General features: G+C 65.5%; 20 protein-coding genes. 10 read left to right on the top strand and 10 right to left on the bottom strand.

The genetic code is table 11. The features are described 5' to 3' along the window. Positions 1 to 20 precede the first annotated feature (20 nt). The 5 genes from ATE64_RS07135 to ATE64_RS07115 all read left to right on the top strand — a co-directional run bounded on the left by ATE64_RS07135 (position 21) and on the right by ATE64_RS07115 (position 4,612). Complete coding sequence (locus ATE64_RS07135) at positions 21 to 878, top strand: SDR family oxidoreductase (protein ID WP_231729105.1); 858 nt, start codon at positions 21 to 23, stop codon at positions 876 to 878. Continuing rightward, a complete protein-coding gene (locus tag ATE64_RS07130) occupies positions 875 to 1,378 on the top strand; it encodes a hypothetical protein (protein ID WP_058454041.1) in 504 nt (167 codons plus the stop codon). Before ATE64_RS07135 ends, ATE64_RS07130 begins: the two co-directional genes overlap by 4 nt. Further along, the gene (locus ATE64_RS07125; RefSeq protein ID WP_058454040.1) at positions 1,371 to 2,231 is read left to right on the top strand and encodes a glucose 1-dehydrogenase; all 861 of its coding nucleotides are present in this window, start codon (positions 1,371 to 1,373) and stop codon (positions 2,229 to 2,231) included. The genes ATE64_RS07130 and ATE64_RS07125 overlap by 8 nt, the downstream gene beginning before the upstream one ends. A 123-nt stretch (positions 2,232 to 2,354) precedes the next feature. Further along, a complete protein-coding gene (locus ATE64_RS07120) occupies positions 2,355 to 3,110 on the top strand; it encodes a GntR family transcriptional regulator (RefSeq protein WP_167541751.1) in 756 nt (251 codons plus the stop codon). Continuing rightward, a complete protein-coding gene (locus ATE64_RS07115) occupies positions 3,107 to 4,612 on the top strand; it encodes an AMP-binding protein (protein ID WP_082657626.1) in 1,506 nt (501 codons plus the stop codon). Before ATE64_RS07120 ends, ATE64_RS07115 begins: the two co-directional genes overlap by 4 nt. Here ATE64_RS07115 and ATE64_RS07110 read toward each other — a convergent pair. Genes ATE64_RS07110 through ATE64_RS07095 form a run of 4 tightly spaced genes read right to left on the bottom strand, consistent with a single transcriptional unit; the run spans position 4,609 to position 8,534 of the window. After that, positions 4,609 to 5,397 carry an SDR family oxidoreductase gene (locus ATE64_RS07110; RefSeq protein ID WP_058454038.1) on the bottom strand — a complete coding sequence of 263 codons (789 nt, stop codon included), beginning with the start codon at positions 5,395 to 5,397 and terminating at the stop codon, positions 4,609 to 4,611. The two genes, ATE64_RS07115 and ATE64_RS07110, sit on opposite strands and share 4 nt — an antisense overlap. 2 nt (positions 5,398 to 5,399) lie before the next feature. Then, positions 5,400 to 6,884 carry an aldehyde dehydrogenase family protein gene (locus ATE64_RS07105; RefSeq protein ID WP_058454037.1) on the bottom strand — a complete coding sequence of 495 codons (1,485 nt, stop codon included), beginning with the start codon at positions 6,882 to 6,884 and terminating at the stop codon, positions 5,400 to 5,402. Positions 6,885 to 6,907: 23 nt separating this feature from the next. Next, a complete protein-coding gene (locus tag ATE64_RS07100; protein WP_058454036.1) occupies positions 6,908 to 7,342 on the bottom strand; it encodes a VOC family protein in 435 nt (144 codons plus the stop codon). Positions 7,343 to 7,346: 4 nt separating this feature from the next. Beyond that, complete coding sequence (locus tag ATE64_RS07095; protein ID WP_058454035.1) at positions 7,347 to 8,534, bottom strand: cytochrome P450; 1,188 nt, start codon at positions 8,532 to 8,534, stop codon at positions 7,347 to 7,349. Positions 8,535 to 8,596: 62 nt separating this feature from the next. Here ATE64_RS07095 and ATE64_RS07090 point away from each other — a divergent pair, with 62 nt between their 5' ends. After that, entirely contained in the window at positions 8,597 to 9,160 is a 564-nt protein-coding gene (locus ATE64_RS07090) for a TetR family transcriptional regulator (protein ID WP_058454034.1), read from the top strand. Positions 9,161 to 9,170: 10 nt separating this feature from the next. Here the strand turns inward: ATE64_RS07090 and ATE64_RS07085 are convergent, their stop codons facing one another. From ATE64_RS07085 to ATE64_RS07060, 6 genes are read right to left on the bottom strand one after another with little or no spacing between them, the layout of a single operon-like run. Next, entirely contained in the window at positions 9,171 to 10,214 is a 1,044-nt protein-coding gene (locus tag ATE64_RS07085; RefSeq protein ID WP_058454033.1) for an NAD(P)-dependent alcohol dehydrogenase, read from the bottom strand. Continuing rightward, positions 10,211 to 11,113, bottom strand: coding sequence for an acyl-CoA dehydrogenase family protein (locus tag ATE64_RS07080; RefSeq protein WP_058454032.1), 903 nt, complete (start codon positions 11,111 to 11,113; stop codon positions 10,211 to 10,213). Before ATE64_RS07080 ends, ATE64_RS07085 begins: the two co-directional genes overlap by 4 nt. A gap of 4 nt (positions 11,114 to 11,117) precedes the next feature. Beyond that, positions 11,118 to 12,269 (bottom strand): acyl-CoA dehydrogenase family protein, encoded by a 1,152-nt coding sequence (locus ATE64_RS07075; RefSeq protein ID WP_058454031.1) that lies wholly within the window; start codon positions 12,267 to 12,269, stop codon positions 11,118 to 11,120. Beyond that, positions 12,269 to 13,024, bottom strand: a complete 756-nt coding sequence (locus ATE64_RS07070; RefSeq protein ID WP_058454030.1) for an enoyl-CoA hydratase/isomerase family protein — start codon at positions 13,022 to 13,024, stop codon at positions 12,269 to 12,271. Before ATE64_RS07070 ends, ATE64_RS07075 begins: the two co-directional genes overlap by 1 nt. Continuing rightward, a complete protein-coding gene (locus tag ATE64_RS07065) occupies positions 13,021 to 13,932 on the bottom strand; it encodes an SDR family oxidoreductase (RefSeq protein ID WP_058454029.1) in 912 nt (303 codons plus the stop codon). The genes ATE64_RS07070 and ATE64_RS07065 overlap by 4 nt, the downstream gene beginning before the upstream one ends. Further along, positions 13,933 to 14,712: an enoyl-CoA hydratase/isomerase family protein gene (locus ATE64_RS07060; protein WP_058454028.1), complete on the bottom strand. Its 780-nt coding sequence runs from the start codon at positions 14,710 to 14,712 to the stop codon at positions 13,933 to 13,935. Positions 14,713 to 14,807: 95 nt separating this feature from the next. On the opposite strand from ATE64_RS07060, the gene ATE64_RS07055 reads away from it, so the two are divergent. From ATE64_RS07055 to ATE64_RS07040, 4 genes are read left to right on the top strand one after another with little or no spacing between them, the layout of a single operon-like run. Continuing rightward, complete coding sequence (locus ATE64_RS07055) at positions 14,808 to 15,566, top strand: SDR family oxidoreductase (protein ID WP_058454027.1); 759 nt, start codon at positions 14,808 to 14,810, stop codon at positions 15,564 to 15,566. A gap of 8 nt (positions 15,567 to 15,574) precedes the next feature. Beyond that, positions 15,575 to 17,065 (top strand): class I adenylate-forming enzyme family protein, encoded by a 1,491-nt coding sequence (locus ATE64_RS07050; RefSeq protein ID WP_058454157.1) that lies wholly within the window; start codon positions 15,575 to 15,577, stop codon positions 17,063 to 17,065. After that, positions 17,065 to 17,883: an SDR family oxidoreductase gene (locus ATE64_RS07045; RefSeq protein ID WP_058454026.1), complete on the top strand. Its 819-nt coding sequence runs from the start codon at positions 17,065 to 17,067 to the stop codon at positions 17,881 to 17,883. Before ATE64_RS07050 ends, ATE64_RS07045 begins: the two co-directional genes overlap by 1 nt. Then, positions 17,883 to 18,677, top strand: coding sequence for an SDR family oxidoreductase (locus ATE64_RS07040; protein WP_058454025.1), 795 nt, complete (start codon positions 17,883 to 17,885; stop codon positions 18,675 to 18,677). The genes ATE64_RS07045 and ATE64_RS07040 overlap by 1 nt, the downstream gene beginning before the upstream one ends. Positions 18,678 to 18,693: the final 16 nt, after the last annotated feature.

Genomic DNA, 18,693 nt, shown 5'->3' with positions numbered 1-18,693 from the left:
CGGTACCGCAGCATCATATCGTGGCGACACCGCCACCGTTCGACGAGCCGCCCTATCCAGCCGACATATTTGCCGGGCAGACCGTGCTCGTCACCGGTGGCGGATCGGGGATGGGCCTCGCGATGGCGAAGGCCTTTGCACAGGGCGGCGCGCAGGTCGCTGTCATGGGGCGCAGTATGGAACGTGCCGAAGAAGGCGTGGCGCAGATCGCGGCGCTCGGCGTTCGGGCCCATGCGATGAGCTGCGATGTTCGTCAGCCCGAGGCGATCGCTGCCGCTTTCGACGAGGCCGAGCGCGAATTGGGCCCGATTGGGCTGCTCGCGAATAATGCCGGCGCCAATTTCCCGATCCTTGCCGAGGATATTTCGCCCAACGCATGGAATGCGGTCACGCGGATCGCGATCGACGGCACCTTCCTTTGTTCGACCGAATTTGCGCGGCGCCGCATCGCGCGCGGCGAGGGCGGGGCGATCGTCAACAACAGCGCGCAATATATCTGGACCGGTTTTCCCGGCGACGCGCATAGCGCGGCAGCGAAGACCGCGCAGGCGACGATGACGAAGAAACTCGCCGCCGACTGGGCGCCCCATGGCATCCGTGTCAACGCGATCGCCGCGGGTTTTTTCCCCCACGACACGTCGACCGCAGGGCGCCGCGAGGGAGGCATCGCACCACTCCAGAACATGATCCCCGCCGGTCGCACCGGCAATATCTGGGAATTCGGGTGGCTGTCGGCGATGACCTGCACCCCGCTGTTCGGCGACATGACCGGGCAGGTGATCGTGCAGGATGGTGGCGAAAGCCTGCGCCGCTCGCTGATGATGCCCGATTTCGTCCCGCCGCGCGAACGCGCCGACGGGCCTTGGGGGTGGCAATGAGCGGCTGGCTGAACGGTAAGCGCGCGCGCATCGAGGGCGAGTGTCCGGCAATCGCGTCGGCATTGGCTGCGCAAGGCGCTTCGCTCGTCGATGCGGGTGACTGCGACATCTGGGTTCACATTGCACCGCCGCCTCCGATCAAGCTTGCGCACGAACTGACGCATGCCGAATGGCGCGACAGTCTCGACGCCGGGCTCGACCGTCGCTTTCTCGGTGCGAAGGATTTTGCCGGGCAATGCCGTGCGCGCGGTACGGGCGGCGCGATACTTTTCGTCGGCGCCCCCGAACAGGCGCTCGGCGCCGATCAGGCGGCAGCCGCGGGCGCGCTCGGGAACCTCACCAAGACGCTCGGGGTCGAATGGGCGCGCGACGGCATTCGCGTGAACAGCGTCCTGACCCGCGACGCGGGCGACACGCTCGGCAATCTCGCGGCTTATCTGGTCAGCGATTATGCCGCCTATGTCACTGGCGCGGTCATGGGGATCGACCTCGATGACTGATCGCGCGCGCCTCGACGGGCAGGCCGCGTTCGTCACCGGCGGCGGCGGGGGCATCGGGCGCGCCATCGCGCTGCGGCTTGCCGAGGCGGGCGCGGACGTGGCGATCTTCGACATTTTTCCCGAGCGCGCCGAGGAGGCCGCCGAACGAGTGCGCGAACATGGCCGGCAGGCGCTGCCGATCGCCGGCGACGTCATGGACAGCGACGCGTTGCGCGCCGGGGTCGATGCCGCCGCTGCGGAGTTCGGGCGGCTCGATATTCTGATCAACAATGCCGGCGGCGTATCGGCGCGGCCGTTCCTCGAGCAGAGCGAGCGCAGCATGCGCAAGCATATCGACATCAATCTGATGTCGATGCTGATCGCGACACAAGCCGCCGCGAAGCACATGGTCGACGGCGGGCGCGGCGGCGCGATCGTCAATGTCGCGAGTATCGAGGCGAGCCGCGCGGCGCCGAATTTCGCGGTCTATGCGGCGTGCAAGGCCGGGATGCTCAGCTTCACCAAGTCGATGGCGGTCGAATTGTCGGGACACGGCATTCGCGTCAACTGCATCGCACCCGACCATACGATCACCCCGGGCAATCAGGGCAATCGCGCCGGGCCCGTCGATCCGGCGACGTGGAAGCAGCGCAGCGACGACGATATCGATGCGATGAACCGGTTGATTCCGTTGGGCCGCGAGGGCGTCGATACGGAATGCGGCGATGCGGCGGTTTTTCTGGCGAGCGCGATGTCGGCCTATGTCACCGGCATATTGCTGCCCGTCGATGGCGGCACCTGGGCGTCGTCGGGCTGGGTGCGCGGGCGCGACCGCCGGTGGACGTTGAACGAAGGACTGGCTTTTGGCGCTTGAGCGACGGATCGGCGCCCGGCATTGCGAAATTGCGCGGGGCACCATAATGACGCAGCAAGGAAAAACCCCGATCTGACGGGTTTTGGCAAAGGGGCAGATGCATTGCAGAGCGATAGGGACAACGTGCGAATTCGGGTTCCCAAGACGTCGGAATTGGTCGCCGACCAGATCCGCGCGCAAATCATCCGCGGCGAACTGACCGAAGGCGATTCGCTCCCGCCCGAAGGCGTGCTGATGACGACGCTCGGCGTGTCGCGCCCGACGCTGCGCGAAGCTTTCCGCATCCTCGAAGCCGAAAGCCTGATCAGTGTCGTGCGCGGATCGCGCAGCGGCGCGCGCGTCCATCGCCCCTCGACCGAACTCGTCTCGCGCTACGCCGGCTATGTGCTCGAATCGCAGGGTACGACCATCGCCGACCTTTACGCTGCGCGCCTTGCGATCGAGCCGACGGTCGTCCGCTGGCTGGCGACGGCAAAGGGCGAGACGCCGGGCATGCCGAAGCTCAAGACGGTGCTCAAGGAATTGGGCGATATGCTGACGAACGAACAATATGACGAGTTCATCGACAATATCGCCTATTTCCACCAGGTGCTCGTCGAGGCGACCGGAAACAAGACGCTCAGCTTCATGAATCGTATGCTGCTCAATCTCGCGCGCACCCACCAGAACGACTATCAGCGCCGCCACCCGCGTTCGACCGAGGAACGCATGAAGAGCATTCGCGCCGGTTTCAAATCATACGACAAGCTGATCGGCCTGATCGAAAAGGGCGAGGTCGAGGAAGCCGTCGCGCATTGGCGTCTTCACCTGCGCAACGCCAACGAAACCTGGGCCGTGCGCGGCGAGGGCGAGCGGATCGTCGACTCGCTCCACGGATGAGCTTTATCGAGGCGATGACCGCTGCGGCGGCGCGGGCGCCCGATGCGCCGCTCACCGTCGCCTCCGATATGCGACCCTGCACCACGACATTGGGCGAGGTGGTCGCGGCGGGCCGACGTATGGGCACGCGAATGACGGCGGCGGGCGTCGGCTCTGGCGATATCGTCGGGTGCATGATTCCCAACTGGCGCGAGTGGCTCGTGGTGGCAGTGGCGGCGGCGCAGTCGGGAGCCGTGATGCTGCCGATCGTCACCATCTATGGCGCCAAAGAGCTTGGCTTCATCCTGCGCCAGTCGGGCGCCAGATGGCTATTTACGCCCGACCGCTTCCGCAATGTCGAATACGATCGATTGGTGGCGGATTGCGGCGACCTCCCTGCGCTCGAACGCCATGTCGCAACGGGCCCCGATTTTGACGCGCTCGAGGCCGACGGCCCCATCGGCGACCCGGTACCGGTCGACCCCGATGCGCTGGCGCTGCTCGTTTACACGTCGGGTACGACTGCCGATCCGAAGGGTGTGATGCATTCGGCGCGCGGATTGCTCGCCGAACTGGCGACGATGCGGGCGATGCGCGGCGGCGACGGAAACGATGCCGTGATCTCGCCCTGGCCGCCGGGGCATGTCGCGGGCGCGCTGTCGATGTATCGCTACCTGTGCCAGGGAGCGCCGCTGGTGCTGATGGATCAGTGGGACCCCGCAGTGGCGGCGGAGCTGGTCGATCGGCATCGCGTGACCACATCGTCGGGCACGCCGTTTCACCTGTCGGGCATGATCGCGGCGGCTGATGCCAATGGCAACGACCTGACGTCGCTGCGCCAATATCTCGTCGGCGCCGCGCCCGTGCCGCCGTCGCTGATCGAACGCTGTCAGGCGCAGGGCCTTGCGGTCTATCATTGCTACGGGTCGAGCGAGCATCCGACGGTGACCTCGGGCGTCGTCGACGACCCCCTCGACAAGCAGCTCCACACCGAAGGCCGCGCGATCGCAGGGTCGGAGATGCGCTTCGTCGATGACGATGGCACCGACGTCCCGGCGGGTCAGGATGGCGAAATCTGCACGCGCGGACCCGAATTGTTCATGGGATATCTCGACCCCGCGCTGAACGACACCGCGTTCCTTCCGGGCGGCTGGTACCGCACGGGCGACATTGGTCGCCTCGACGAGAGCGGCTATCTGCTGATCACCGACCGCAAGAAGGATATCATTATCCGTGGGGGCGAGAATATCTCGTCGAAGGAGGTCGAGTCCGTGCTTCTGTCGCACCCGGCGATTGTCGACGCCGCGGCGGTTGCGGCGTCCGATGACCGAATGGGTGAAGTCGTGCGCGCATGCGTCGTACTCGCCGAGGGCGCGGGGTTGACCCTGGACGACGTGCGCAGCCACTTCGCTGGCGCGGGGATTGCCCGGCAGAAGACCCCCGAGCGCCTCACCATCCTGCCTGCGCTTCCGCGAAATGCATCGGGCAAGGTGCTGAAGCACGAACTCCGGCGAAGCGCTTAGTTGCGCATGATGAACCCGCCGTCGACGTTCAGCGCCTGACCCGTAATCCAGTCGCCGGCCGGAGAGCAAAGCAGCAACAACGCCCCGACCAGATCCTGCGGCTCGCCGCGCGGCTGCTTGACCACACGCGCCATCGCCGCTTGCACGAACGGGCTCTCTTCCGGCGTCAGTGCCTTGCCCGCGTCGGACATCGTCATCCCCGGCGCGATCGCGTTGACGTTGACGTTCATCCGGCCAAGCTCGGTCGCGAGCGTCGTCGTCAGCCCGAGCAGCGCGACCTTGCTGATCCCGTAGGTGGTCTGCGCGGGGAATCCCCCCGCCGACAGCTGATTGACGATCTTGCCGCCCCCGCGCGCCTGGAACAGGGGGACCGCGGCCTTTGAGCAGATCAGCGCGCCAGTCAGGTTGACGCGCATCAGCTTCTCGAAATCGGCGATGCTCGTCTGGATTGCAGGGGTCCCGACCGCCTCGACCATCAACGCGGCATTGTTGACGAGAATATCGAGCCCGCCGAACGCCGCCTGCGTCGCCTCCATCATCGCCGCGACCGATGTTTCGTCGGCGATGTTGGCCTGCACGGCGATCGCCTTGCCGCCGGCATCGTTGATCTCGGCGGCCACGCGCTCGGCGCCTTCCTTGTTGAGGTCGGCGACGACGACGCTGGCGCCCGCATTGGCCAAGCCGACCGCATAGGCCCGCCCGATGCTGTTGCCGCGCCCACCCGCGCCCGTGACGATCGCGACCTTGCCGTCGAGGCGGAACTGGTCGTTGGTGAAATCGGCCATGCTCATGCCTCCTGCTTCGGGAAGATCGGCGCGCCGACGCCGACGGTAACGGTCTTGTAGTGCAGGAACTCGTCGATCCCCGCCTTGCCGCCTTCCTTGCCGAAACCCGAAATGCCGATGCCGCCGAAGGGGGTGTGCGGATTGATCTGGAACCCGCCATTATTATAGACGCCGCCCGCGTTCAGCCGCTCGGACAGGCGGTGGACGCGCTGCAGGTCGTTCGACTGGATATAGGCCGCGAGCCCATATTCGCTGTTGTTGGCGATCGCGACCGCCTCGTCCTCGTCGTGGAACTTGATCACGACGACGGCGGGTCCAAAGATTTCGACCTGGCTGATTTCATGGTCGGGATCGGCATCGACGATCAGCGTCGGTTCGATGAAATTGCCGCTCGCCAGATCGCCGCCGCAGCGTCCGCCGCCGAGCAGGAAGGTTGCAGCATTGTCGGCCTTGGCCCGGTCGAACATGCCGGTGATGCGGTCGACCGCGGCCTTGTTGATCACGGGCCCGACCGCGACGGTCGGATCCATCGGGTCGCCGACCTTGAACTGGCCAATGATCGCCTTCAGTCGCGCGACGAAATCGTCGTAGATGTCGGCGTGGACAAGCTGGCGGGTGGGGAGGGCGCAGCCCTGACCCGACAGACACCCAACGGTCCAAAACACCGCGCGTTCGGCTGCCGCCTGAATATCGCAGTCGGGGAAGACGAGGCTCGCCGATTTGCCGCCCAGTTCCATCACCGACGGCTTGATCTCCTCGGCGCACGCCGCAAGGATCTTGCGCGCGGTGATCGGCCCGCCGGTGAAGCTGATCTTGCGGATCTTCTTGTGCCGCACGATCGCATCGCCCGCTTCGGCGGTGCCGGGCAGGATCGACAGCACGCCATCGGGTACCCCCGCCCTTGTGCACAATTGCGCGAACAGCTCGGGCGCGAAGGGGGTGATTTCGGCGGGCTTGCAGATGACGCAATTGCCCGCGGCGAGCGCCGCGCACACCTTCATGCCCAGCGAGATCAGCGGACCGTTCCAGGTGATGATGATCCCGACGATGCCGATCGGCTCGGGCACCGTGTAGGACAGCTCGCCGCGCGTATCGAAGGTGCTTAGCAGGTCGCCCGACAATTTGTCGCACCAGCCGGCATAATAGCGCGTCCAGCCCACCGCGGTCTCGACCCCGCGTTCGCCGACCATCAAGGTCGTGCCGCCGTCGAGCGCCGCCGCGCGCGCAAGGTCCGCCTTGTTTTCCTCGAGCAGGTCGGCGAGGCGGTTGAGGATATTGCGGCGTGTTTCGGGCGGCGTTCGGCGCCATTGCTCGCGCACCGCTTCCGCCTTGGCGACCGCTTCCTCGACCTCTTTCGTCCCGGCAAGCGGGATGTCCGCCTGCACCGACTGGGTGACGGGGTGGAGATGCGGATGTGTCCCGCCGCTGCCGCTGCTGCGTTGCTCATGTCCCAGATGCAGGTGAACTGCGGGTGCTGCGCTTGCCATAATGGATCCTCTTCTCTTTTCTGTCAGTCGGTTTGGGGCAGGGCGAGCGTCAGGCCGCCGTCGGCGCCCGGTCGCATCGCCGGGCTCCAGACGATCTCCCAGCCATTGCCCTCGGGGTCGGCGAAATAGCCCGAGTACAGCCCGCCATCGCGATCGCGGATCGGGCTGGTGATTGTAGCGCCGGCGGCGATAGCCCCGGCAAACTGCGCATCGACGTCGGCCTTCGTCTCGACAAAGATCGCATTGACCGCGCGCGGCGTCGCCGACAGCTCGATGCCGCTTTCGGCGGCCAGATAGTCGTGCGGGACGAAGACGATCACTGCGGTCCCGGCGCGCAGCATCAAAGACCCCGGCATGTCGGGTCCCCACGTCTGCCAGCCGAGATCGTCGACGTAGAATTTGCGTAGCTTCGCCGTGTCGCCTGCGGGCACCATCAGCATATGCAAGGCTTGATCCATCGCTTCAACTCCACGCTAGATGCAGATGTTCGAGCGCCATCACGCTGCCGCCGCGGCACGTCTCGTCGCCCTTTTCGATTCGACGGAAATGGCCGATGCGGGCGAACCAGGCGCGATAGAAGACGATCAGCTCCATCCGCGCGAGGTGGAGGCCGAGGCAGGTGTGGATGCCCGATCCGAACGCGGCATGGCGATAGAATTGCCGCTCGACCGATACGGTTTTTGGATCGGGATTGAGCCCTTCATCCCAACCGACGAGCGGCAGCGGGGCGAGGATGCAGTCGCCGGCGAAGAGCTTTACGCCCTCCAGCTCGGTATCCGCGACGATGTAGCGCGGCGTCGCGACAAAGGCGTATCGGCGCAGCAATTCTTCGACGAGATCGGGGATCACATCGGGATCGTCGATCGCGCGCTGGCGCAGCGCCTCGTCGTGCGCGAGGTGGCGCATCCCGAAACTCATCGCATTGGTCACGGTGTCGAGCCCCGCGAGAAACATCAGGAACCCGATCGACATCAGCTCCTCGAACGTCAGCCGGCGCCCCTCCACCTCGCTTACGATGATCTTCGAGATCATGTCGTCGCGCGGTTCGGCCATGCGCTGCTGGATCAGCTCGGCGAGATGGCCGAGGATCGTCTGTGCCAGCGCGTTGCGCTCATCGGGGGTCGCGCGGGCGTTGAAAAAGCCGACGACGAGATGGCGGAATTCGTCGAACTTCTCCATCGGAAAGCCGAACAATTCCATAAACACCGCGACCGGCAAGCGCGACGCGATGCTCGATACGAACTCGCATTCTCCGGCATCGGCGATGTCGCCGAGCAGCTGGTCGGTCCATTCGACGACGCGCGCCTCTAGCGGCGCGATTGCCTTCGATTCAAAAAAGGGGCGCAGCATTTGCCGGTAAGGGCGATGCTCGGGCGGGTCGAGCATCTCGGGGATCATCGCCGGCTGGTTCGGATTGGGCGGGATCGATAGATATCGACTCGAATAAATCTCCGGATGCCGGATTACCTGAGACACCGATGATGCGGTGTTGCACATCCAGTGCCCGCCATGCGCATTGGTCCAGAACACCGGCGGCGCGGTCTCCTTCAGTTCCCAATAGCGATCATGGACGTCGGCCAGCAAGCCGGGGTCGGCGATATAGTCGAACTCATAGACCGGCGAACGCGCCGGGGTCTGCGACTCGGTCATGGTCCTCTCCTCTTGCGCTCAAGTAAACGGCGGTTTACATCAAGAGTCAACGGGGAGGCAGCATGGCAACGGCAATCAACGACAAGGCACGCGACGCCGACCGGACGCGGCAAGCGATCCTTTTTGCTGCGCAGCAAATTTTCGCGGAAAAAGGATTTGCCGAGGCTGGCGTGCGCGACATTACCGCGCGCGCGGGGGTGAACCCGTCGCTGGTCAGCCGCTATTTCGGTGGCAAGCTGAAACTGTTCGAGGCCGCGCTCGATGCGGCGCTCGATGCGCGGATGATGACCGACTTGCCCAAGCAAGGGTTCGGTCGCGCGATCATGGCGCGCTTCGCCGACGAGGAGAAGGGGCGGGTGCAGCCGCTGCCGATCCTGTTCGGCGCGGCGCCCGACAGCGAAGCGCGCGCCGTCGCGCTCCGCCTGTTGCACGACCATGTGCTCGCGCCATTGTCCGAATGGTTCGGGGGCGAGGCCGGCGAGGTCAAGGCGGCCGCCTTCATGGTCGTTTCGCTCGGCTTTTTCACCTATCGCGACCAGTTGCCGCTGCGGCAATTTGCGGGGCCGGTCGAGCCCGGCCTGCGGCGTTGGCTGGAAGACACGTTTCAGGCCATCGTCGACGACTAGGCCGGACATGTCACAGCGTCGCCATGTCGATCACGAAGCGATATTTGACGTCCGATTTCTCCATCCGTTCGTAAGCCGTGTTCACGTCGGCCATCGCGATGGTTTCTGTCTCGGGCAGGATGCCATGCTCGGCACAGAAATCGAGCATCTCCTGCGTTTCCTTTATCCCGCCAATCGCCGAGCCCGCGACCGATTTGCGGCCGCCGAGCAGCAGCCCCGAATGAAAGCCGGGCATCTGATCGACCGCGCCCACGATCACGAGATGGCCCGATGTTTTGAGCAGGCGCAGGTAGTTTTGATACTCGTGCGCGACCGGGATTGTGTCGAGGATGAAATCGAAGCGGCCCGTCGCTGCCTTCATCGCCTCCTTGTCCGTCGCGATCAGCACATGCGATGCGCCGAGAGAACGGGCATCGTCGGCCTTTGACGGCGAGGTGGTAATCATCGTCACCTCGGCGCCGAGCGCGGCGGCGAATTTAACCCCCATATGACCAAGTCCGCCGAGGCCCGCCACCGCGACCCGCTTGCCGGGACCGACACCCCAATGCCGCAGCGGCGACCAGGTGGTAATGCCGGCGCACAACAAGGGTGCCGCCCTGGAGAGATCGAGCGCGTCGGGAACGCGCAGCACGAACTTGTCGCGCACGATCACGCGTTTCGAATAGCCGCCCTGCGTCTGGCTGCCGTCGTGCCGGTCGCGGCCGTTGTAGGTGCCGACGCTACCGGGGCAATATTGCTCCTGATGCTCGGCACAATTGGGGCATTCGAGGCAGGCATCGACGAGGCAGCCGACAGCGACCGCATCGCCGATCGCGAAGCCGTCGACCGCGCTCCCAATTGCGTTGACGCGCCCGACGATCTCGTGCCCCGGAACGATGGGGTAACGTGTCCGTCCCCAGTCGTTGCGCGCGGTGTGAAGGTCCGAATGGCAGACGCCGCAATAGAGGATGTCGATCGCGACATCGTCGGCGCGCAGCTCGCGGCGCTCGATCGGCATCGGGGCAAGGGCGGCATCGGGGGCAGTGGCGCCCCAGGCGGCAACAGCTTCGGTCATGCAGCATCCTCCAGTAACAAAGCGGCGTCGGCGGGGGCGATGAACTGCAGCAGGTGCGCGCGCTTCAGGCAGAGATGCGGCGCGGCCTCGTCGGTCATGCCGATGCCGCCATGGACCTGGATATTGGCGCGGCCGTTATCGAGCGCGGCCTGGTCGCCGAGGCGCTTGGCGGCGGCGATATGAAAAGCGGCGTCGGTATCGCGCGCGTCGAGCGAACAGGCGGCATAATGGAGCTGCGAACGCGCCACCGCGGCGCGCACCGCCATGTCGGAACAGATATGCTTGAGCGCCTGGAACCAGCCGATCGGCCGGTCGAACTGGTGGCGAAGCTTGGCATAATCGGCCGCCATGTCGCGCGCCGCGTCGGCGCAGCCGACCGCATAGGCTGCGGCCAGCAGTTGCAGGTGCAGCGGCGCGGCGGCGTCCTTGGTCCCCACCGAGGCCGTCCATTCCTGCCGGCTCTGGTCGGTCGACGGGTCGATCGTGGGCGCGTGTGTTCGGTCGTTCGGCATATCGAACAGGCGCAACCCGCCGGCTGTCCACATCAGCGCCACGTTTGCACCGCCCGGATCGAGCACGCGCATATCGCGGGGTTCGTCGGCAGGCAGCGCCAGCGCGACCTTGCCGTCGATACTGTCAGCGAACCATCGATGGGCCGCTGCAGTAGAGATCAGCCCGATCGGCGCGAGGACGCGGCCGAGCTCGGAGAACACGACTGCCTCGGTCGCATGGTCCAGGTCCAATCCGGGTGCGGTCATGCCCGTCCACCCCATCGTTTCGAGATCGCCCCAAAGACCGGCGGGACGCGACCGCGCTCCCTCCAGCGGCATATGGTCGCGGCACCAGTCGGCGGTCGCGGTCCGCAGCGCTTCCTGCTCGTCGTTCAGAGTCAAATCCATCGCGTCACCTCGATTTGGGCAGGCCGAGCAAGCGCTCGCCGATGATGTCGCGCTGGATCTGCGCCGTGCCGCCCGCAATCGTCGAGGCGAAACCGCGGAGATAATCCTGCACCGCGTTGTCGTCGCCATAGGCAAAGTCGATCAAGTCCTCGCCTATCAACAGCACGGCCATCCGCTCGAGCCGCTGACCGAGCTCCGCGGTGAACAGCCGGATCACCGACGCTTCGGGCCCCGGTTGCCCGGTGCGCACGACTTCGGAAATATTGCGGTAGGTCATTGCGCGCAGCGCCGCGACCTCGGCGCGCATCTGCGACAACTGGTCGGCGATGCGGTCGTCCTTGATCATTCCGTTCGCGCGCGCAGTCGTGACCAGCTCGGCAATCTCCTGCCCCGCCTTGACCTGCTCGGCGATAAAGCCCGTTCCACGCTCGAAGCTCAGCGTCGACATCGCGACCTTCCATCCGTTGCCGAGCCCGCCGACGACATTTGAAAGCGGTATGCGGACATCGTCGTAAAAAACCTCGGCAAACTCGGTCTGCCCCGACATCTTCCTGATCGGCCGCACCGTGATCCCCGGCGCATGCATGTCGCAGATCGCCCAGCTCAGCCCGGCGTGCCGCTGCGACCCTTCCTCGGTCCGCAGCACCAGTTCCTGCCAGTCGGCGACATGCGCAAAGCTCGTCCAGATCTTCGACCCGTTGACGACCAGCTCGTCGCCCTCGATCCGCCCGCGCGTCTTGATGCCCGCGAGGTCCGAACCCGCGCCCGGCTCCGAAAAGCCCTGGCACCAGATCGCTTCGCCCTTCAGGATGCGGGGCAGGTGATAGGCCTTCTGCTCCTCGCTCGCGTTCAGGATCAGCGTCGGCCCGCCATGGTTGATCCCGACGAAATTGGCGCCGATCCATGGGGCGTGCGCCTTTGCATATTCCTCAAGCCAGATCACCTGCTGGACGATCGACAGTCCGCGGCCGCCATAATCGGCAGGCCAGTTGATCCCCGCCCAGCCGGCGTCGAACAGCCGCCGCTGCCACGCTTTGTCGAAACCGATCGCGTCGGCGGCGTCGAGCGGGCGTTTCTCTGCGGGCACATTGGCGTGCAACCAGTCGCGGCACTCCTCGCGGAAGCGCGTCTCTTCGACGGAAAAGCCGATGTCCATCAATCGGCCTTTTTCGCGCTGCCGATGGGCTCGCCCTTCTTGCGCATCGCGGGATCAAAGCCCGCGTTGCGCATCAATTCGTGGTTCAGCCCCGCGCCGAGCGCCATGCCGTCGGTGTCGTAAATCAGCCGCTTGTTCTCGGCATTGCTGTGGCGGCTGTTGCCGAGGATCAGCGCGGCGAGATCGGAAACCTTGGCATCCAGTTCGTCATCGGCGACGCAATAATTGGCAAGGCCCATCGCTGCGGCCTGCTCGCCAGTATAGGGCTGGCACGTCAGCATCATTTCGAGCGCCTTCGCCTGGCCGACGCGGCGCGGCAGGCGCTGCGACAGGCCCCAGCCTGGAACCAGCCCCCATTTGCCATGCGTATCGGCGAAGCGTGCGCTAGTGTCGCAGACGATAAAATCGGCCGAGAGCGCGAATTCCAGCCCGCCGGTGTAGCAACTGCCGCGCACCTTCGCGATCACCGGTTGGGGCAACTTCGTCAGCCGTTCGAGGATCAGCATCTCCTGCCGCAGCCAGCCGAGCGCATCGGCGTGCGGCGCCTGCTTCAGATCATGCCCGGCGCAGAAATGCTCCCCCGCGCCCGTCACGACGATCAGGCCGACCTCGCTGCCATCGGCTTCGATATCGCGGATATGCGCGCGGAATTCGCGAAACAGCTGGCGGTTGATCGCGTTGCGCTGGGCGGGACGGTTCAGCGTCAATGTGCTGATGCCGCCAGCGTCGTGCCGCAGGACGAGCGCTTCGCTCATGCCACGTCTCCCCGCGTTTTGGCGATTGCCGCCGCTGCCGTTCCGCTTTCGCGCGCGCGTTTGCCGAACTGCTCGCGGATCGGCACGAATTCGGGCATCACCAATGACCGCCGCAGCCAGTTCGCGGCATCGACGACCAGCGTGTGCCCGCTGATATAGGTCGCATAGGGCGAGCAGAGGAAGGTCGCCGCCCAACCGAGTTCGCGCACCTCGCCAACGCGCATTCCCGGGATCGTGTTATCGCCGCGCTCGCCGACACGGTGGCGCGTCATATGGTCGGGCAGATCGTCGTGCGGGAAGCGCCCCGGCGCGATGCAATTGACGCGGATGCCGTCAGGTGCCCATTCGACCGCAAGGCTCTGCGTCAGGTTGGTCACACCTGCCTTCGCCGCCGCCGAATGCGACGTGCCCGGTCCCCCCGTCCAGCTATAGGTCGCCCCGATATTCAGGATCGCGCCGGGCAGCCCCGCCGCGAGCCGCCGGATCGCAAATTCGCGGCTGCAATTATAGGTGCCGTTGAGGACGATATCGACGACGGTGCGAAACCCGTTCGGCGTCATTTCTTCCGCCGGCGCGGGGAAATTGCCCGCGGCATTGTTGATCAGCACATCGACCGGGCCAAGCTTCGCCTCGATCGCGTCGAACGCCGCCGCAATGGCATCGGGATCGCGCACGTCGCACGCGACGGCGATCGCCTCGGCCCCGACGTCGCGGATCGCCGCGAGCCCGGCTTCGAGGTGCTCGGGCTTGCGGCTCAGCACCGCGATCTTGGCGCCCAGCCTGGCAAATTCGACCGCCATGCCCTTGCCCAGCCCGGTGCCGCCGCCGGTCACGGCGACAACCTGTCCGGCATAGGTCCCATCGGGCAGCGCTTTCGCGCCAAGCGGAGGCGGGGCGGGGAGGGCCATTTATTTGCCTTTATAGTGCGGCGCGCGCTTCTCGCGGATCGCGGCGCGTGCCTCGTGATAATCGTCGGTCTTGAACAGATAGCTTTGCGCATAAAGCTCGGCGCGCGTGCCGGTGCGGATCGTCGCACCGTGCATCAGGTTGATCATCTCCTTCGCCATCGCGAGGTTGATCGGCGGTTTGGCGGCGATATCGCGCGCGACCGCCAGCGCCCGGGCGTCGAGTTCATCGGGTTCGACGACGAAATCGACCGCGCCCCATTCCAGCGCGGTCGCAGCGTCGATCTTCTGCCCGGTCATCACCATATATTTGGTCCGCGACGGACCGATCAGCGCGGTCATCATCTGCGTCCCGCCGGTATCGGGGAGCACCCCGTAGAGGATCTCGGGCAGCGCCATTTTCAGCGTCGTGTCGCTTATCCGAATATCGGCGGCGAGCGCGAGTTCGCACCCGCCGCCGATAGCGCCCCCCTTCAGCGCGGCGATGATCGGCTTGGTCGATTCCTGCATCCGCAGGCGGCCTTCCTGGTGGCGGCGCACGAAATGGAAATCGCTCTCGTCGCGTGCGCGCTGGCCCAGCACGTTGGTGTCGCGCCCCGAGCAGAAGCTTTTTCCGGTCGCGCGGATCAGGATTGCATTCGACTCGGTCTCGTCGAGCGCCTCGCCAACGAGCTGCTGGAACAGCGCCGACATGCTGTCGTCCATCGCATTGTGCCGCTCGGGGCGATTCAGCGTGATGATGCGCAGCGAACCGTCGCGCTCGCTCAAGATCTGATCAGCCATGACCGCGCTTCTCCCAAAAGCATTTCGATATAGGTCTTGCACGAGTTATATAACTAGGTCAATTATGTCAGGACAAGGAAATGGGGAGAAAGCGGATGTTCGAAGGCAAGACCGCACTGGTCACCGGCGGTTCGCGCGGCATCGGCGCTGCGATCGTGCAGCGACTCGGCGCCGCAGGCGCGCATGTCGCGATCAACTACGCCGGCAGCAAGGAGGCCGCCGAGACGCTCGCGGCGGGGATCGTCGCGGCGGGCGGCAAGGCGTTCGCGGTGCAGGCCGACGTTTCGACGCTCGCGGGGATCGAGTCGCTGTTCACGGCGTGCGATGCGCAGTTCGGCGGCGCCCCCAATCTCGATTTTCTGATCAACAATGCCGGCGTCGGCCGCGGCGGCCGCGACGGCACGCTCAAGGGCGCGGGCGAGGACCTGTACGACGAATTGTTCGCGGTCAATGTGAAGGGCCCGCATTTTGTCACGCAAGCCGCGCTGCCGCGGCTGCGCGATGGCGGGCGCATCGTCAATATCGGGTCGATGTCGGGCAAGGTCGGCCAGCCTTTCGCCGCCGCCTATGCGATGACCAAGCGCGCGGTGCAGAGCCTGACCTTCTCGACCGCGCTCGCGGTCGCCAAGCGCCAGATCACCTGCAACTGCATTGCGCCCGGTGCCGTCGCCACCGACTTCATCACCGCGCTGCGCGAAACGCCCGGTTGGGACGAGGCCACCGCGAAGCACACGCCGATGGGGCGCCTTGGCGAGCCTGACGACATCGCGGGCGCGGTCATGATGCTGCTGGGCGACGATGCGCGCTGGGTCACCGGCCAGATCATCGAGGCGAGCGGAGGCCTTGCGCTCTGATGGCGTTGATGACCGAAAAACTGCGCGCGATCATGGCGCTCGATCCGGATCGGACCGAGATCGATTTTGAAGGGCACGACTATAGCTGGCGACAGATCGCGGAGACTGTCCGCGCGATCGAGAATGGGCTCGAAGCAATGGGACTGCCCGCGGATACGCGCGTCGGCGTGATGCTGCGCAACCGTCCCGGCCATGTCGCCGCGATCGTCGCGGTGCTTTCGACCGACCGCTGCCTCGTTACCCTCAACCCCATCCTGCCCGACGCAAAGCTGTTCGACGACATCGAAGGGCTCGGGCTTCCGGTCGTCATCGCCGACGCGACCGATCTCGCCCGGCCGGGCGTCACCGAGGCGCTTGAGCGCGCGGGCTCGGCCGTCGTCGAGATCGGCGCGCGCCTCGAAGGCGCGCGCGTCGTCCCGAGCGAAAGGCGCGCCGCGGTGCAGACTTCACCCGGCGTCGCGATCGAAATGCTCACCAGCGGCACCACGGGCACGCCGAAACGCGTCCCCTTGAGCCGCGACTCCTTCGATGCGAGCTTTCGCGGTTTCACGAAATATGAACGCGGGCGCAGCTTCGACGATCCGCCGAAGCTCAACTCGGGCTGTACGATGATCGTCAATCCGCTCACGCATATCGGCGGCATCTATGGCTGCATCGGGGCGCTCGCGGCAGGACGAAAGATCGCGCTCCTTGAAAAATTCACCGTCGAGGCGTGGGTTTCTGCCGTGAAGCGCAACCGTCCTGCGGTCGCTCCCGCAGTCCCTTCGGCGGTGCGCATGCTGCTCGACGCCGACGTCGACCCCGCCGACCTGTCGAGCCTCAAGTCGCTAATCTCGGGCACTGCGCCGCTTTCACCCGATCTCGTCGATGCCTTTCTCGCCAAATATGATATTCCGATCTGCGGCAACTATGGTGCGACCGAATTCGCGGGTGCGATTGCCGGGTGGACGATCGACGATTTTCGCCGGCTCTGGACGGAAAAGCGCGGCGCCGTCGGCCGCGTCCACGGCGATATCGAGGCGCGCGTCGTCGATGCGGAAAGCGGCGCGGTCTTGCCACATGGGACCGAAGGCTTGCTTGAGCTCAAGGGGCGCCAGCTTGACAACGACATGCAATGGCTGCGCACGACCGATCGTGCGGTGCTCGACGCCGATCGTTTTCTTTATATCCGGGGACGCGCCGACAATGCGATCATCCGAGGGGGGTTCAAGATCCATCCCGACGATGTCGCCCGTGCGATCAACGATCATCCCGCCGTGCGCGAAGCCGCGGTGGTGGGCGTGCCCGACGCGCGGCTCGGGGCTGTGCCCGCGGCGGCAATCATCCTCAAGGACGGCGCAGCCGAACCGGAGGTCGAAGTTCTCAAGGCGTGGCTCAAGGAGCGGCTGATCACGTATCAGGTTCCGGTACACATCCGCTACGTTTCCGACTTTCCGCGCACTCCTTCGATGAAACCATCCGCGCCGGGATTGCAGTCCCTGTTCGAAGGAGCGTCGTGATGGAAGATTTCAGCGGCAAGTCGGTCATCGTCACCGGCGGCGGGCGCGGCGTCGGGCGCGGGATCGCCAAGGCCTTCGCGGCAGCAGGCGCACAGGTCATGCTCGGCGCTCGTACCATATCCTATGCCGAGGATGTGAAGGCCGAGATCGAAAAGGCGGGCGGCGTCGCCGAATGTTTCGCCGCTGACATCGCGCGTCACGCCGATTGCCGTGCGCTCGTCGAAGCAACGGTGCAAGCGTTCGGCACCGTCGACATCATCGTCCACGCCGCGGCCGACATTCCGCACGGCGGGGTGGGCCACGTCGACGACGAGCGTCTGGAAGCGGGCTTTGCGAGCATCGCGAAAGCCGCCTGGTGGCTGCTCGACGCCGCGCGGCCCCATCTCGCCGACGCGAAGGACGGCGGGCGATTCATTGCGATCGGTTCTATCAACGGCACCTTCAACGTCGTTCCCAACATGACCGCTTATGGCATGGCGAAGGCTGCGCTCGACGCTTTCATTCGCGCCGCTGCCGGCGACGTCGTGGGCGAGGGGATCACGGTCAACGCGATCAATCCGGGCCTCGTCGCCAGCGACCGCGCCAAAGCGGTGCTCGGCGACGAGGGCCTCGCCGCTTATGGTGCCACCGTTCCCGTCGGCCGCGCGGGTACGCCGGCCGATATCGCGCACGCCTGCCTGTTCCTCGCCTCGGCAAAGTCCGACTATATCACCGGTACGACGATCAAGATGGACGGCGGCTCGACCGTCGCGGCGTCGCCGGGTCGCAACGACATCTTGCAGGAACGGCTCAAGCTCCAGCAGGGAAAGGCGCCCTGATGGACCTCGGGATTGCCGGAAAGGTTGTGCTCGTCTTCGGCGGATCGAAGGGTATCGGGCTCGGCTGCGCGCACGAGTTCGCGCGCGAAGGCTGCAAGACCGTGATCGCCGCGCGGACGCAGGCGACGATCGATACTGCGGTTACAGAGGTGCGAGCGGCAGGCGGGCAGGTCGCCGGCATCTCCGCTGATTGCACGACCAGGGACGGGATAGCATCGGCGGTCAACGCAGCGACCGGCGCGTTCGGGGCGCCCGACATTTTGATCTTCAACGTCGACTCCGGCCCCAAAGGGTCTTTCCTCGACGTCGATGACGAGACTTTTGTCGCCGCGAACAACAACAATGTCATGGCGTTCCGCTGGGCCGTGCAGGCGGTGTTTCCGCATATGCGCGGGCAGGGCTGGGGCCGCATCCTGACGATCGGCACGAACTCGGTGAAGGCGCCGCACCGCAAGCTCGCACGTGCGGCGCAGAACACCTACCGCGTCGGCGCGCTGGCGCTCTCGAAAACCCTGTCCGCCGAACTCGGTCCCTTCGGCATTACCGTCAACACGCTGGGCACCGGTGCGATCGCGACGCCGCAATTCCGCGACGTGTTTACGAAGATCGCCGAGGCCCAAGGCCAGACCTACGAAGACCATATCGCCGAGCGCGTCAGCGCGTGGCCCGTCCAGCGAATGGGAACGCCCGAGGATATGGCGGCTGCCGCGGCCTTCCTCTGTTCGGATCGTGCCGGGTTCATCACCGGTCAGGTGCTGATCGTCGATGGCGGCAATCTTGAAGTTCTGCAATAATCTGAAAGCAAGGAAA

Origin of the sequence: Sphingopyxis sp. H073 (assembly GCF_001468395.1) — a bacterium.
In the GTDB taxonomy this organism is placed as follows: domain Bacteria; phylum Pseudomonadota; class Alphaproteobacteria; order Sphingomonadales; family Sphingomonadaceae; genus Sphingopyxis.
Note: the sequence above shows the minus strand (reverse complement) of the source record. Positions and strands in the feature narration are given on the sequence as shown.

Bases quoted from the DNA above. Each gene is read 5' to 3' on its own strand.
- ATE64_RS07095 (WP_058454035.1), bottom strand. From the start codon at position 8,534: ATGACCGAGTCGCAGACCCCGGCGCGTTCGCCGGTCTATGAGTTCGAC.
- ATE64_RS07080 (WP_058454032.1), bottom strand. From the start codon at position 11,113: ATGGATTTGACTCTGAACGACGAGCAGGAAGCGCTGCGGACCGCGACC.
- ATE64_RS07125 (WP_058454040.1), top strand. From the start codon at position 1,371: ATGACTGATCGCGCGCGCCTCGACGGGCAGGCCGCGTTCGTCACCGGC.
- ATE64_RS07115 (WP_082657626.1), top strand. From the start codon at position 3,107: ATGAGCTTTATCGAGGCGATGACCGCTGCGGCGGCGCGGGCGCCCGAT.
- ATE64_RS07045 (WP_058454026.1), top strand. From the start codon at position 17,065: ATGGAAGATTTCAGCGGCAAGTCGGTCATCGTCACCGGCGGCGGGCGC.
- ATE64_RS07040 (WP_058454025.1), top strand. From the start codon at position 17,883: ATGGACCTCGGGATTGCCGGAAAGGTTGTGCTCGTCTTCGGCGGATCG.
- ATE64_RS07055 (WP_058454027.1), top strand. From the start codon at position 14,808: ATGTTCGAAGGCAAGACCGCACTGGTCACCGGCGGTTCGCGCGGCATC.
- ATE64_RS07100 (WP_058454036.1), bottom strand. From the start codon at position 7,342: ATGGATCAAGCCTTGCATATGCTGATGGTGCCCGCAGGCGACACGGCG.
- ATE64_RS07070 (WP_058454030.1), bottom strand. From the start codon at position 13,024: ATGAGCGAAGCGCTCGTCCTGCGGCACGACGCTGGCGGCATCAGCACA.
- ATE64_RS07105 (WP_058454037.1), bottom strand. From the start codon at position 6,884: ATGGCAAGCGCAGCACCCGCAGTTCACCTGCATCTGGGACATGAGCAA.
- ATE64_RS07050 (WP_058454157.1), top strand. From the start codon at position 15,575: ATGACCGAAAAACTGCGCGCGATCATGGCGCTCGATCCGGATCGGACC.
- ATE64_RS07090 (WP_058454034.1), top strand. From the start codon at position 8,597: ATGGCAACGGCAATCAACGACAAGGCACGCGACGCCGACCGGACGCGG.
- ATE64_RS07130 (WP_058454041.1), top strand. From the start codon at position 875: ATGAGCGGCTGGCTGAACGGTAAGCGCGCGCGCATCGAGGGCGAGTGT.
- ATE64_RS07085 (WP_058454033.1), bottom strand. From the start codon at position 10,214: ATGACCGAAGCTGTTGCCGCCTGGGGCGCCACTGCCCCCGATGCCGCC.
- ATE64_RS07060 (WP_058454028.1), bottom strand. From the start codon at position 14,712: ATGGCTGATCAGATCTTGAGCGAGCGCGACGGTTCGCTGCGCATCATC.
- ATE64_RS07110 (WP_058454038.1), bottom strand. From the start codon at position 5,397: ATGGCCGATTTCACCAACGACCAGTTCCGCCTCGACGGCAAGGTCGCG.
- ATE64_RS07075 (WP_058454031.1), bottom strand. From the start codon at position 12,269: ATGGACATCGGCTTTTCCGTCGAAGAGACGCGCTTCCGCGAGGAGTGC.
- ATE64_RS07065 (WP_058454029.1), bottom strand. From the start codon at position 13,932: ATGGCCCTCCCCGCCCCGCCTCCGCTTGGCGCGAAAGCGCTGCCCGAT.